The organism is Kitasatospora herbaricolor (genome assembly GCF_030813695.1).
Taxonomy (GTDB): domain Bacteria; phylum Actinomycetota; class Actinomycetes; order Streptomycetales; family Streptomycetaceae; genus Kitasatospora; species Kitasatospora herbaricolor.
Genome location: NZ_JAUSVA010000002.1, coordinates 6,741,526 through 6,754,918, shown reverse-complemented (window position 1 = coordinate 6,754,918; position 13,393 = coordinate 6,741,526). Strand labels below are relative to the sequence as shown.

General features: G+C 73.9%; 9 protein-coding genes. 3 read left to right on the top strand and 6 right to left on the bottom strand.

Going from position 1 to position 13,393, the window contains the following annotated elements; translation table 11 throughout:
• Nucleotides 1-39: 39 nt before the first annotated feature.
• The 3 genes from J2S46_RS29695 to argB all read right to left on the bottom strand — a co-directional run bounded on the left by J2S46_RS29695 (nucleotide 40) and on the right by argB (nucleotide 2,998).
• Nucleotides 40-306: a phosphopantetheine-binding protein gene (locus J2S46_RS29695; protein ID WP_191291320.1), complete on the bottom strand. Its 267-nt coding sequence runs from the start codon at nucleotides 304-306 to the stop codon at nucleotides 40-42.
• Nucleotides 307-423: 117 nt separating this feature from the next.
• Complete coding sequence (locus J2S46_RS29690) at nucleotides 424-1,788, bottom strand: lysine N(6)-hydroxylase/L-ornithine N(5)-oxygenase family protein (RefSeq protein ID WP_191291321.1); 1,365 nt, start codon at nucleotides 1,786-1,788, stop codon at nucleotides 424-426.
• Between the two features lie 217 nt (nucleotides 1,789-2,005).
• The gene (gene argB, locus J2S46_RS29685) at nucleotides 2,006-2,998 is read right to left on the bottom strand and encodes an acetylglutamate kinase (protein WP_191291331.1); all 993 of its coding nucleotides are present in this window, start codon (nucleotides 2,996-2,998) and stop codon (nucleotides 2,006-2,008) included.
• A gap of 335 nt (nucleotides 2,999-3,333) precedes the next feature.
• Here argB and J2S46_RS29680 point away from each other — a divergent pair, with 335 nt between their 5' ends.
• A complete protein-coding gene (locus J2S46_RS29680; protein ID WP_229912907.1) occupies nucleotides 3,334-4,203 on the top strand; it encodes a DeoR/GlpR family DNA-binding transcription regulator in 870 nt (289 codons plus the stop codon).
• 220 nt (nucleotides 4,204-4,423) lie between these two features.
• Here the strand turns inward: J2S46_RS29680 and J2S46_RS29675 are convergent, their stop codons facing one another.
• Nucleotides 4,424-9,145 (bottom strand): flavodoxin domain-containing protein, encoded by a 4,722-nt coding sequence (locus tag J2S46_RS29675; protein WP_307351683.1) that lies wholly within the window; start codon nucleotides 9,143-9,145, stop codon nucleotides 4,424-4,426.
• A 284-nt stretch (nucleotides 9,146-9,429) separates the two neighbouring features.
• On the opposite strand from J2S46_RS29675, the gene J2S46_RS29670 reads away from it, so the two are divergent.
• Nucleotides 9,430-10,455, top strand: coding sequence for a LacI family DNA-binding transcriptional regulator (locus J2S46_RS29670; RefSeq protein ID WP_191294857.1), 1,026 nt, complete (start codon nucleotides 9,430-9,432; stop codon nucleotides 10,453-10,455).
• A gap of 380 nt (nucleotides 10,456-10,835) precedes the next feature.
• Here J2S46_RS29670 and J2S46_RS29665 read toward each other — a convergent pair whose 3' ends face one another.
• Nucleotides 10,836-11,804 (bottom strand): quinone oxidoreductase family protein, encoded by a 969-nt coding sequence (locus J2S46_RS29665; RefSeq protein WP_191294858.1) that lies wholly within the window; start codon nucleotides 11,802-11,804, stop codon nucleotides 10,836-10,838.
• 103 nt (nucleotides 11,805-11,907) lie between these two features.
• Between J2S46_RS29665 and J2S46_RS29660 the strand changes: the two genes are divergently transcribed.
• Nucleotides 11,908-12,363 carry a MarR family winged helix-turn-helix transcriptional regulator gene (locus tag J2S46_RS29660; protein ID WP_229913461.1) on the top strand — a complete coding sequence of 152 codons (456 nt, stop codon included), beginning with the start codon at nucleotides 11,908-11,910 and terminating at the stop codon, nucleotides 12,361-12,363.
• A 132-nt stretch (nucleotides 12,364-12,495) separates the two neighbouring features.
• Here the strand turns inward: J2S46_RS29660 and efeU are convergent, their stop codons facing one another.
• Nucleotides 12,496-13,365, bottom strand: coding sequence for an iron uptake transporter permease EfeU (gene efeU, locus J2S46_RS29655; RefSeq protein WP_307351679.1), 870 nt, complete (start codon nucleotides 13,363-13,365; stop codon nucleotides 12,496-12,498).
• Nucleotides 13,366-13,393: the final 28 nt, after the last annotated feature.

Genomic DNA, 13,393 nt, shown 5'->3' with positions numbered 1-13,393 from the left:
TGTGAGGGGCCGGGCAGCGGGAGCGGGGGCTCCCCGGGGTCAGTGCCCGGCCAGGTAGGCGGACCAGGTCCGGACGGTGGGGGCGGCACCGAGGTCGGCCAGCTCGGCGAACTCCGCCTTGGCGCCGCGGGCCCGCCAGATCTCGACCAGGTGCATCAGCCGCATGGAGTCGAGGCCGAGGTCGCGCAGGTCGTCGTCGTCCCCGATGTCCTCGGGACGCTCGCCGAGGATGTCGGCCAGGTCGGCCCGGACGCTGTGCGGGTCCAGGCCGGCCGGGCCGCCGGGCGTCGTGGTGCTGTCGGTCATGCTGGTGATCCGTTCGGTTCCGGTGGTCGGGGCGCGCCGGGGGCGCGGCGGGACGGGCCGGCGGGCGGGCCGGCCGGCCGGGTCGTGCGTCGCCGGCCGGGGCCGGCACCGATGCCGTCACAGCACGCCGAGCCGGCCGTCCTCGGCGCGCAGCTGGCGCCCGGTGTGACGGAGCAGCAGCGAGTCGCAGATCTCCCCGGAGCGGACCGCCAGGGTCGACAGCAGCGAGGAGGTGATGCCGTGGGTGTGCTCGGTGCCGCCCTGCAGGTAGACCCCGACGTCGACGTGGTCGTCCGTCAGCACCCGGTGGTCCCGGTCGACCTTCAGCCGGCCCTGCTCGTCGGTGCGGCAGGCCTCGAAGAACTCGCCGAGCAGCTCGCGCGGGTCCACGTGGGTGTAGCCGGTGGCGAGGACCACCGCGTCGGACTCCAGCAGCAGCTCCTCCCCCGTGGTGAGCGAGCGGACGGCGGCCCGGGCGCCGTCGGCGGTGTGCTCGACGCCGGTCAGCCGGCTGGCGTTGAGGATCCGCAGCCGCTCACGGCCGGCGACCTTCTCCTGGTAGACGGTGCGGTAGAGCTGCTCGATCAGATCGCCGTCGACCACCGAGTAGTTGGTGTTGGCGTGGTAGCCGAGCAGTGCGCGCTTGGCCTCGTCGGAGGCCGCGTAGAACTCGTCGACGGCCGACGGGTCGAAGATCCGGTTCGCGAACGGGCTGTCGTCGGCGGGGCTGTAGCCGTAGCGGGTCAGCACGGCGCAGATCTCGGCGTCGGGGAAGGTGCGGTGCAGGTACTCGACGGCCTCCGCGGCGGACTGCCCGGCACCGACCACGGTGAAGCGGCGGTGGCGCAGGCCGTCCTGGCGGGCGGCCAGCCCGGGCGCCCGGAAGAGCAGGTCTCTGGTGTGCCAGACGCGCTCGCCGGCGGTGACGCCCTCCGGCAGGCGCGGCGTCAGGCCGGTGCCGACGGCGATGTTGCGGGCGAGGCGGACCTCGCGGTCGGCCGGGTCGGACACCGACCGGGAGACGATCTCCACCAGTTCGATCCGGCCGTCGTTGCGGACCGGCCGGACCTCGGTGACCTGGCGGCCGTAGCCCGTCCAGCCGCCGAACTCGGCGGCGCACCACTCGAAGTAGTCGTGGAACTCCTGGCGGGTCGGGTAGAAGGACTTCAGGTTGATGAAGTCGGCCAGCCGGCCGCGCTCCTGGAGGTACGTCAGGAAGGTGAAGCGGCTGCGCGGGTCGCGCATGGTGACGAGGTCCTTGAGGAACGACACCTGCATGGTGGCGCCGTCGAGCAGCATGCCGCGGTGCCAGCCGAAGCGCTCCTGCCGCTCCAGGAAGCGGACCCGGAGGGCCTGCTCCGGGTCGCGCCGGTTGTGGTCGTCGATCGCGATGGCCAGGGCCAGATTGGCGGGACCGAAACCTATGCCGACCAGGTCGTCGGCATGGTCACCTCGGTCGATTGCGCCGTTCTCGCGCGACATGCTCGTCCTTCCGTCGACTGCTTGCTTGCTCGTCCCGGGGCGTCCCCCCGCCGGTTTCCGCGGCCCGGCACTTGCGCCCCGAGGCCAAGGTAAGGCTTGCCTAAGTTCTCTCATGGCGGCCGGTGAGTCAAATTCACTCCGTGCCCGCACCAATACCCGGGGCCTGCGCGATTCCCCGCGACCCGGCCGGCGGGCCGGGCCGCGCGCGCCGTCCGGATCAGGGCGCGCCCGCCGCGACCAGCACCCGATCCGCATCGCGCGCCGGGCCGGACCGCCCCGCCGGCCCCGGTCCGCGCCGCTCGGCGACCGGCTCCACCGGGACGTCCGGGACGACCTCCGTGCCCACCACCGGGCCGGCGAACGCGCGCAGCAGCCCGTGCCGGACCCGGCCGTCCAGCACCCGGGCGCTGCGCACCCCGGAGCGCACCGCGCGCAGGCAGCCCTCCATCTTCGGCAGCATGCCGCCGGCCAGACCCGGGATCAGCTCGGCCAGTTCGCCGGCCGTCAGCCGCCGGATCACCTCGTCGGAGGTCGGCCACTCCCGGTACAGGCCCTCCACATCGGTGAGCATCATCAGCGTCTCCGCCCCCAGCGCGCCCGCCAGGGCAGCAGCAGCGGTGTCCGCGTTGACGTTGTAGACCTGCCCGTCGGCGCCCCGGGCGATCGAGGAGACCACCGGGACCCGGCCGTCCGCCAGCAGCGCCCGCACCAGCGAGGGGTCGATCGCCGCGACGTCCCCGACCTGGCCGATGTCCACCTGCTCGCCGTCCACCACGGCGAACCGCTTGACGGCCGTCATGGTGTGCGCGTCCTCACCGGTCAGCCCGACCGCGAACGGGCCGTGCTCGTTGACCAGGCCGACCAGCTCCCGCTGGACCTGACCCGCCAGCACCATCCGCACCACGTCCATGGTCTCGGGAGTGGTGACCCGCAGGCCGTCGGTGAAGGAGGACACCAGCCCCAGCCGGTCCAGCTGCGCGTTGATCTGCGGGCCGCCGCCGTGCACCACGACCGGGTGCAGTCCGGCGTAGCGCAGGAAGACCACGTCCTGGGCGAAGGCCGCCTTGAGCTCGGCGTCCACCATCGCGTTCCCGCCGAACTTGATCACCACGGTGCTGCCGCGGAAGCGCTCCAGCCAGGGCAGCGCCTCCAGCAGGCCCACCGCCCGCCCGCCCCCGGCCTGCCGCCCCCGGCCCGACCGCCCGGCCATCCAACTGCTCACTGCTCCCCCTGGGTCCAGGATGTCCGAACAACGGCGCAGCACCTGCGCCGCAGCCCCGGCCGCACCCGCCCCCGAGAGAACGGGCGGCGGAGGCCATCCCCCCAGGGCCATTTAGGCAAGGTTTACCTTACATAGTCGGCGCCGCCCCGTCACCACCCGGGCGCGGATCCGCGTGATCCACCGGCCGGGCGGCCCGCACACCCGGGGGCCGAGCATCAGGGGAGGCGGTCGACCGCGGCCGCCGAGCCGGGCGGCCACCTCGCCGGCGTCCGGCGACCACGGCCGAACCGCCCGTACGCTGGACAGTTCGCTGCAGTACATTCATGCCGACGGACGACTCTCTCGACTGCGGCTCTGGGGACCTGGTGGCTGATCAAGGACTTCTCGCGCATCAGCGCCGTGCGCTGATCATGGAGGCGATCCGGCGCGACGGCGCCGTCCGCGTCTCGGAGCTGGTGGAACAGCTCGGCGTCTCCGACATGACCGTCCGGCGCGACCTGGACACCCTCGCCCGCAGCGGCGACGTGGAGAAGGTGCACGGCGGCGCCGTCGGACTCGTCGGCCACGGCGGCAACGAGGTCGGCTTCGACACCAAGAGCGGGCTCCAGCAGTCCGCCAAGCAGGCCATCGCGGAGGCCGCGGCCCTGCTGGTGACGCCCGGCAGCGTGGTCGCGCTGGGCGGCGGCACCACGGTGCACGCCGTGGCGACCCGGCTGGTGAACGTCCCGGGGCTGACCGTGGTGACCAACTCGCTGCCGATCGCCCAACTGCTGGAGTCCGAAGGCGTGAAGAGCCCGACCTCACCGTCGGTCCTGCTCACCGGCGGCGCGCCGACCCCGTCCAAGGTGCTGGTCGGCCCGCTCGCCGACACCGTCATCGGTTCGCTGCACGTGGACCTGCTGATCCTCGGGACGCACGGCGCCTCCACCCGGGCCGGCCTGACCACCCCGAACCTCGCCGAGGCACAGACCAACCAGGCCCTGATCAAGTGCGCCCACCGGGTCGCCGTGGTCGCCGACCACACCAAGTGGGGCGTCACCGGACTGAGCAGCTTCGCCCGGCTGCACGAGCTGGACCACTTCATCACCGACGCCGGCCTCCCCCGGGCGGAGCGCTCCGCCCTCGCCGAGGCGGTCGGCGAACTGGTGGTCGCCGACGACCCCGGGACGGCGGCGGAGCGCGGCTCGGTCTGAGCGCCCGCCCGGAACGTGCCGGCCGGACGGCCCGGCCGGTCGAGCATCACCTCGACGTGCCGGAAGCGTGATCGGGAACAGCCCGGGGGAGCGCGACGGCCGGCCCGGCCGGGCAGGCCAGGGGGCGAGAGGGCGAGGCGCCCCCGCCCCAGGTCCGGTGGGCGGTCCCCGGCCGCCAACTCCCCTCCCACGGCGGCCGAGGGGCGCCCGCCGGGCGTCGTCAGTAGACGTCGCGGGCGTAGCGCTTGTCGGTGGACATCTGCTTCACGTAGGCGGCGGCGTCGTCCTCGTCGAGCCCGCCGTGGGTGACCACGATGTCCCGCAGGGCCTGGTCGACGTCCTTGGCCATCCGGCTGGCGTCGCCGCAGACGTAGAAGTGGGCGCCGTCCTGGAGCCAGGACCACAGCTGGGCGCCGTGTTCGCGCATCCTGTCCTGGACGTAGACCTTGTTGCGCTGATCGCGGGAGAAGGCGAGGTCGAGCCGGGAGAGGGTGCCGTGGCGGTGCAGCTCCGCCAGCTCGTCCTGGTAGTAGAAGTCGGTGGCCCGGCGCTGCTCGCCGAAGAAGAGCCAGTTGCCGGCCTGGTGGCCGAGGGCCCGGCGCTGGTCGAGGAAGCCCATGAAGGGGGCGACACCCGTGCCGGGGCCGATCATGACGGCGGGGGTCATGGGGTCGGCGGGCGGCCGGAAGTGCGCCGAGCGCTGCACGAACAGCGGGACCCGGGTGCCGGGTCCGGCGTCGGCGAGGAAGGCCGAGGCGACGCCCTTGCGCCGGTCGCCGCGCGGGCCCTCGTAGCGCAGTACCGAGACGGTGAGACTGACCTTGCCGGGGGTGGCGAGCGGGCTGGAGGAGATGGAGTACAGCCGCGGCTGAAGGCGCTTGAGGGTGTCGGTCCACTCCTGGGCGCCGAGCCGGACGGGGTACTCGGCCAGGACGTCCACCGCCTGGCGGCCCCAGTTCCAGCGCGCCAGGCCGTCCTTGTTGTCCGGCCGGAGCATCTGCTTCAGCTCGCGGTCGCCGGTGTGCTCGACGGCCAGCCGCAGCAGGTCGGGGGTGACCCGGGTGATGTCGAGGTGCTCGGTGAGCGCCTTGGCGAAGGTGGTGGTCCTGGTGCCGGCCAGGACGACCTCGGCGGCCGGGTCGGTACCGGTGACGGCCAGCCATTCGGTCACCAGCTGAGGGCAGTTGGTGGCGCGGACGCCGAGGGCGTCGCCGGCCTCGTACTCGACGCCGTCGCCGATGTCGAAGGTGAAGCGGCGGACTTCCTTGCCGGCGCCCGGCCGGCTGAGCAGCTGGTTGCCGCAGAGCGTGGCCGGGTAGGGGTCGTTCTTGGTCGGGCGGCCGGGTGCCGGGGCCGGGCCGCCGGCGGGGGTCGCCGGCGCCGCGGGGGCGCCCTTCCGGCCGGCCGCGGCGGGGGCGGCCAGGCTGCCGAGGACGACCCTGAGCCAGGCGTCGGCGCCCTCCTCGAAGTCCGGCTCGCAGTCGGTGCGGGGGTGCAACCGGGTCGCCCCCAACTCCGCCAACCGGTCGTCCAGCCGCCGCCCGTGACCGCAGAAGTCGTCGTAGCTGGAGTCGCCGAACGCCAGCACGGAGTACCGCACACCCTCCAGCCGCCCCGCCTCGGCCGCACTCAGGCCCTGCCAGAAGTCCGCACCGTTGTCGGGCGCCTCACCGTCCCCGAACGTACTGGAGATGACCAGCAGATCGGCCTCGGCGGGCAGGCTCGCGACCGGGCAGTCCGCCATGCTGCGGACGGAGGGGGTGCGGCCCGCCTCGGCCAGCCGGGATCCGACGGTGGCGGCGAACTCCTCGGCGTTGCCGGTCTGGGACGCCCAGAGCACGATCAACTCCCTGGCAGGGGTGCTCTCCTGGGCGTCGGCGGCGGGGGCGGCCAGGCTGCCGAGGACGGCCCCGAGCCAGGCGTCGGCGCCCTCCTCGAAGTCCGGCTCGCAGTCGGTGCGGGGGTGCAACCGGGTCGCCCCCAACTCCGCCAACCGGTCGTCCAGCCGCCGCCCGTGACCGCAGAAGTCGTCGTAGCTGGAGTCGCCGAACGCCAGCACGGAGTACCGCACACCCTCCAGCCGTCCCGCCTCGGCCGTGCTGAGCGCCTGCCAGAAGTCCGCACCGTTGTCGGGGGCCTCACCGTCGCCGAAGGTGCTGGTGACGAGGAGCAGGTCGGTGTCGCCGGTGAGGTCGGCCAGGCCCGCGTCCGCCATGGCGAGCAGCACGGGTGCCCGACCGGCCTCCGCGAGACGGGAGTTGAGGGTCGCCGCGTACTCCTCGGCGTTGCCGGTCTGCGAGGCCCAGAGCACCAGCAGGCGGCGGGCCGGCACGGCCGGGGCGGCGGGAGCGGCCGGGAGGAGTCCGCCGCTGATCACCGGCGCGGTGGCGGGCGCGGTGGTGCGGGAGAACATGCCGGCCAGGACGCCGTCCACCCACAGGGCCGTCCCCCGGTCGAACGGGGCGGCGGGCGGCAGGGCCGGGACGCCCTCGGCGGGCGGGGCCAGCGTGACGCCGGCGAGGTAGCCGGATAGGTAGCGGCGCTCGTGCTCGGCGAGCGGGGGCGGGGTGAGGTCGGCCAGGCCGAGCAGCGCGGCCAGCGCGGGCAGTGCGGCCGGCGCGGGCGGTGCGGCCACGGCCGGACCGGGCTGGGCCGGTGCGGGGGTCATGGCGGTTCCCTCCTGGTGGACGGGCGCTGCGGCGGCGGCCCGGGGCACGACGGTGGGCGTGGCCGGGTCGGCGGCGGGTCGGAGCACGGGCACCGGGGCGGTGGTACGGGTGAGTTTCACCGCGCAGGCCTTGAACTCGGGTTGGAAGGAGAGCGGGTCGACGGCGTCATTGGTGACGGCGTTGACGGCGAGGTACTCGCCGAAGAGGTCGTTCCAGTGGAAGGGCGCGAAGCAGTCGCCGGGGCGGACCCGGTCGGTGACCACGGCGGGCAGCACGGCGCGCCCGCGCCGGGAGGCGACCTCGACGTGGTCCCCCTCGGCGATGCCGAGCCGCCGGGCGTCCTCGGGGTGCAGTTCGACGAAGGGGCCGGGGTTGAGCTTGTTGAGCCTGGCGACCTTGCCGGTCCTGGTGAGGGTGTGCCACTGGTGCTGCAGACGGCCGGTGTTGAGGACGAAGGGGTGGTCGTCGTCGGGGAGTTCGGCGGCGGGCAGGTGCGGGCGGGCGAAGAACCGGGCCCGGCCGCTGGGCGTGGGGAACACCAGCCGCGGCCGGCTGCCGTCCGGGCGCTCGACGAGGGCCTGGCTGACACCGTCGTTGAGGTAGCGGATCGGGTTGCGGTCCGGGCCGCCGGGCGCCGCCGGCCACTGCACCGGCACCTCGCGCAGCCGCTCGTACGTCACCCCGCGCAGGTCCCAGCCCGTGCTGGGGTTCCAGGCCCGGCGCAGCTCGTCGAAGACCTCCTCGGCGGAGCCGTGACTGAAGGCCTCGGCGAAGCCCATCTCGCAGGCGACCCGGGCGATCAGCTGCCAGTCCGGGGTGGCCTGACCGGGCGGATCGATCACGCCGGGCACCAGGGTGAGGTTCCGCTCCGAGTTGACCATCACGCCCTCGGACTCCGCCCACAGCGTCCCCGGCAGGACCACGTCGGCGTAGGCGTTGGTCTCGGTGTCGGCGAACACGTCCTGGGTGACGACCAGTTCGGCGGCCTCCAGACCCGCGATGACGGTACGGCGGTTGGCGACCGAGGCGACCGGGTTGGTGCAGATGATCCAGCAGGCCTTGATGTCCCCGGCGGCCATCCGCTCGAACATCTCCACCGTGCCGCGCCCGACGTCCGTGCGCAGGGCGCCGCTCTCCAACCCCCAGAGGTCCTCGACGAAGGCGCGGTCCGCGTCGACCAGCACGGAGCGCTGGCCGGGCAGACCCGGACCCATGTAGCCCATCTCCCGGCCGCCCATGGCGTTGGGCTGCCCGGTCAGGGAGAGCGGCCCGGACCCGGGACGGCAGATCGCCCCGGTGGCCAGGTGCAGATTGACCAGCGCGTTGGTGTTCCAGGTGCCGTGGGTGGACTGGTTGAGGCCCATCGTCCAGCAACTCGTCCACTCACCGGCCTCGCCGATCCAGCGCGCCGCCAGCCGGATGTCCGCCTCCGCCAGACCGGTGATCTCCGCCACCCGCGCCGGCGGGTAGTCCGCCAGGAACGCCGGCATCGCCTCCCAGCCCTCGGTGAACTCCGCGACGAACCCCGGATCGGTGTGCCCGCCCTCCACCAGCAGGTGCAGCAGACCGTTCAGCAACGCCAGATCCGTACCCGGCCTGATCTGCAGGAACAGATCCGCCTTCTCCGCGGTGGCGTTGCGCCGCGGATCCACCACGATCAGCTTCGCCCCCGCCGACCGCACCCGCTCCATCATCCGCAGGAACAGGATCGGATGGCAGTCCGCCATGTTCGCACCGATCACCAGGAACGCGTCCGCGCCCTCGAAATCCCCGTACGACCCCGGCGGCCCGTCCGCCCCCAACGACAACTTGTAACCCGTACCCGCCGACGCCATGCACAGCCGCGAGTTCGACTCGATCTGATTCGTCCGCACGAAACCCTTGGCCAACTTGTTCGCCAGGTACTGCGCCTCGATCGACATCTGCCCCGAGACGTAGAACGACAACGCGTCCGGCCCGTGCTCCTCCAGGATCCCCCGCAACCGCCGCGCGACCGCGCTCACGGCCGCGTCCACGTCGGTGGGCACCGCCGGTTCGTCCCGCGCGGCGCGTACCAGCGCCGTCCCCAGCCGGCCCGGCGCGGCCAGCATGTCCGCACTGGTGGCGCCCTTCGTGCAGAGCCGGCCGCCGTTCGCCGGGTGGGCCCTGTCACCCGAGACCTTGGCGACGCTCCGGCGGCCGTCCGCGTCGCGCTTCAGGTCGAGCACGATCCCGCAGCCGACACCGCAGTACGAGCAGACCGTCCGCGCCTGACCGCCGTCCGTCCCCGTCACGGGTTCCCCCTCTGCCCTCGCAGGGCCAGGGGCCCCGTCCGTCGCGCGTCCACCGGTGCTGCCACCGGACGCCCCGCCGGAGACCCAACGTAGGCAGCACGTGTTGCGCGGGACGGCGAAGATCGCGTCACCGCCGTTACGCGGCCTTCACCGCCCCCGGGCGCGGCTGTGAGGAACCGCCGTCGATCTCCCGGGCGCCCACCCGGCCGGGCGGCGGCAGCGGGGGCGGCAGCGGGCCGGCTCACCCCACCGGTCCGGCGGCGGACCGCGTGTAGGCTCCGGGGATGCCCAAAGTGACGCGCGACGACGTGGCCAGGCTCGCCGGGGCCTCCACCGCGGTCGTCAGCTACGTCGTCAACGACGGGCCGCGCCCGGTGGCGCGGGCGACGCGCGAGAAGGTCCTCGCCGCGATCGCCGAACTGGGCTACCGGCCGGACCGCGTCGCCCAGGCGATGGCCCGCAAGCGCACCGACCTCATCGGCATGGTCGTCCCCGACACCCGCCAGCCGTTCTTCGGGGCCCTCGCCCACGCCGTCGAACAGGTGGTGACCGAGCGGGGCAGGCTGCTGCTCATCGGGAACTCCGACTACGCCGACAGCCGCGAGCACCACTACGTCCGGGCCTTCCTCGGCATGCAGGTGGACGGGCTGATCCTGGTCAGCCAGAACGCCTCCACCCCCGCCCTGTCCAGCTTCGAGGCGGACGGCCGGACACCGATGGTGATGCTGCACCACCAGGTCGCCCCCGGCCACGGTGCGGCCGTCGTCACCGACGACCGCGGCGGCGCCGCGCTCGCCGTCGACCACCTGCTGGCCCACGGGCACCGCCGGGTGCACTGCTTCGGCGCGGCCCACCACCTGGGCCCGCACGACCCGGTCGCCGGCCGGGTCGCGGGCTGGGCCGAGGCCATGGCGCGGGCCGGCCTCGACACCCACGGGCAGCTGACGCACGCCCCCTTCGACCGCGTCCGCGCCCACGCGGTCGCCCGCGGACTGCTGTCCGGTCCGGACCGCCCGACGGCGGTCTTCTGCGTCACCGACGACCAGGCGATCGGGCTGCTGCGCGCCGCGACGGAGCTGGGCCTGCGCGTCCCGGAGGAGCTGGCCGTCATCGGTTTCGACGGCATCCCGGAGACCGCGATCAGCTATCCGCCGCTCACCACCGTGGCCTCGGACCAGCGGGGGATGGCCAGGGCGGCCGTCGAACTCGTCCTCGACCGCAAGGACGCGGAGCCGGACGGCGACGTCCCGCAGTTGCGGCGGTTCCCGGTGGAACTGGCGGTCCGGGCCTCGTGCGGCTGCGGCCGGTGACCCCGGCGGGGTTCTGACCCCTCGCCCGTGCGGGACGAGGATCCAGGAGCGGGGCCCCCGACGGTGCTCCCCGCTGTCCGATCATCCAGCCGCCCGGCGCCCGGCTGGTACGCGCCACCACTCGGCCGCACGGTCGCTCGGCTTCTTGAATCGAGTCGCGCCCCCACGAGGTCGGGAATCCGCAGTGGATCCGCGCATGTGGTGGGGGACCCGTACGACCAGGTCTGTTCCTCAAGCGGGGCTGGCCGTACGGTTCCCTCCACCGCGGACGGGCCGCCTCGGGTGTGGCTCCCAGCGGCGGTATGGCCGTCCGTCCCCCTCCTCCCCCGCCCCCGCTCCCCCCGTTCTGCCCCGGTTTTCCGCTTCCCCGCGCCGCCCGGCTACGACCGGGAGCCGAGGCGGCCGGCGACCCGCAGGACGCTCTTGCCCTGGGTGGCGCCCTCACGCAGCCGCCCGACCGCGAGGCCGAGGTCCGCCGGGTCGTACTCGGCGGTGACGTCGACCCGGATCAGGCCCCGGGCGAGCAGGTCGAGCGCGCGGCGGGCGGAGCCGGCCAGCCGCTCGGGACGGGTCCGGCTCAGCAGGTTGCTGTTCCAGGTGATCAGCGACCTGCCGCTGTCGAGCAGCTCGTCGGCGTCGGCGAGGACGGGTTCGCCGCTCTCGATGCTGCCGTAGGCCACCAGCCGTCCGTGCGGTGCGAGCGCCCGCAGGCTCTCCTGCCGGGTCCGGCCGCCGACCGGGTCCAGCACCACGTCGAACCGCTCGGCGCCGAGCCCGGCCGGGAACTCCCCGCGCAGCAGGACCCGGTCGAAGCCGAAGGCGGCCGCGTACTCGGCCCGGTCCGGGCTGCCGGCCACCCCGACGACCCGGCCGGCCCGGGCCAGGCCGACGAACTGGGCCGCGAGCGTGCCGACGGCGCCGGCGGCGCCGTGGATCAGCACGCTCTCGCCCTCGCCGACCCGGGCCGCGGTGTTGACCAGGTCGTAGGCGGTCGGCGTGCCCCAGCCGAAGCCCGCCGCCGCGGGCAGCGGGACGCCGGCGGCGGTCAGGGCGAGGACGGCGGGCACCACGACCACCTCGGCGAAGGCACCGCCGAAGGCGAGGGCGGCCACGGGCTCGCCGATCCGGCTCTCGTCCACCCCCTCGCCGACCGCGACGATGTGCCCGGAGGCCTCGAAGCCCGGGACGAAGGGGCGCGGCACGGGGAAGCTTCCGTCCTCGACCATCGTGTCGCCCCACTGGATGCCGGCGTAGGCCACCCGGATCGCGACCTCCCCGGGCCCGGGTGCGGGCTCGTCGAGTTCGGTGACGCGGTAGGTGTCGTCGACGTCGAGAATGATCGCGCGCATGAATGCAGCCTCCTGTGCTGACTCAGTACCCTGTGTCAGCAGGAGACGTTAGACATCACAGGTACCTGAGTCAACACATGAAGCTGTGTATTGGAGTGAGGACGTGACGGACATCCCGGTCGAGGAGTACCTCTGCACCCGGATCAGGCGCGCGGAGCAGGCGCTGATGGCTCACCACGAGGCCGTCCTGCGCGGCCACGGGCTGACCATGACCCAGTACACCGTGCTGCTCACCCTCTCCCGGGAGGGCGGCATGTCCGCCGCCCAGGTCGCCCGGGCCTGCGGGGTGACCCAGCAGAGCATGGCCAGCGTCCTCAGCACCATGGAGGGCAAGGCGCTCATCCGCCGCGACCCGTCCCCCGTGCACGCCAAGGTGCAGATCGCCACGCCCACCGAGGACGGCCGGGCGGTGCTCGACCTCGCCTACCAGGAGGTGAACGTCCTTGAGCGCGCCCTCACCGCCGCGTTCGCGCCGGACGAGCACGCAGCGCTCTGCGCCCTGCTGGAACGCGCCACGGCCGTCCTGGTCGAGCAGACGCCGCCCGCCCGCACCCGCTGAAGCCCGGCCCTCGGGCCGGCACCCGGGCAGCGCGGTGGCGGGAAACACGACACCGTCCCGTCCGGCGGGTGCCGGGCGGGACGGTGCGGGGGAGGAACTGCTGGGCGGGGCGCCGCCACCCGGCGGGGCGGGTCAGGCGGCCGAGCCGGCGGAGTCGGGACGCGGCGCGGCCGGGGCCGCGGGTGCGGGCGGTGCGGCCGGTCGGCTGCCGAAGAGGCCGAGGAAGATCGCCAGGGTCGGGACCAGGTAGGCCGCCCAGACGGCGAGCTGCAGGACCGTGGGGTCGGGCTGGAAGTTGAACACGCCCTTGAGCAGGGTCCCGTACCAGCTGTCCTTGGGGACGGTGGCGCTGATGTCGAAGGCCTGGTTGTGCAGGCCCGGGATCCAGCCGGCCTCCTGGAGGTCGTGCACCCCGTAGGCGAGCACACCGGCCGCCACGACCACCAGCATGGCGCCCGTCCAGGTGAAGAACTTCGCCAGGTTGATCCGCAGCGCGCCCCGGTAGAACAGCCAGCCGAGCACCACCGAGGTCAGCAGGCCCAGCGCCGCGCCGACCAGCGGGTTCCACCCGTCGTTCGTGGCCTGGACCGCCGACCAGATGAACAGCGCCGTCTCCAGCCCCTCCCGGCCCACCGCCAGGAACGCGGTGCTGACCAGCGCGAAGGTGCCCATCGCGATCGCCGCGTCCAACTTGCCGTGCAACTCGGCCTTCAGGTGCCGGGCGGTACGCCGCATCCAGAACACCATCCAGGTGACCAGCCCCACGGCGATCACCGACAGGCTCCCGCCGAGCGCCTCCTGGGCCTCGAAGGTCAGCTGGGTCGAGCCGAACTGCAGGACGGCGCCGAAGGCCATGCTCAGCCCCACGGCGGCGCCGATGCCGGTCCACACCGGCGCGAGCTTCTCCCGGCGGCCGGTCTTCACCAGATAGGCGATCAGGATGCAGACGACCAGGCTGGCTTCGAGGCCTTCGCGCAGGCCGATCAGGTAGTTGCCGAACACGCGGGCTCCCGAGGGGTTGAAGGGTTAC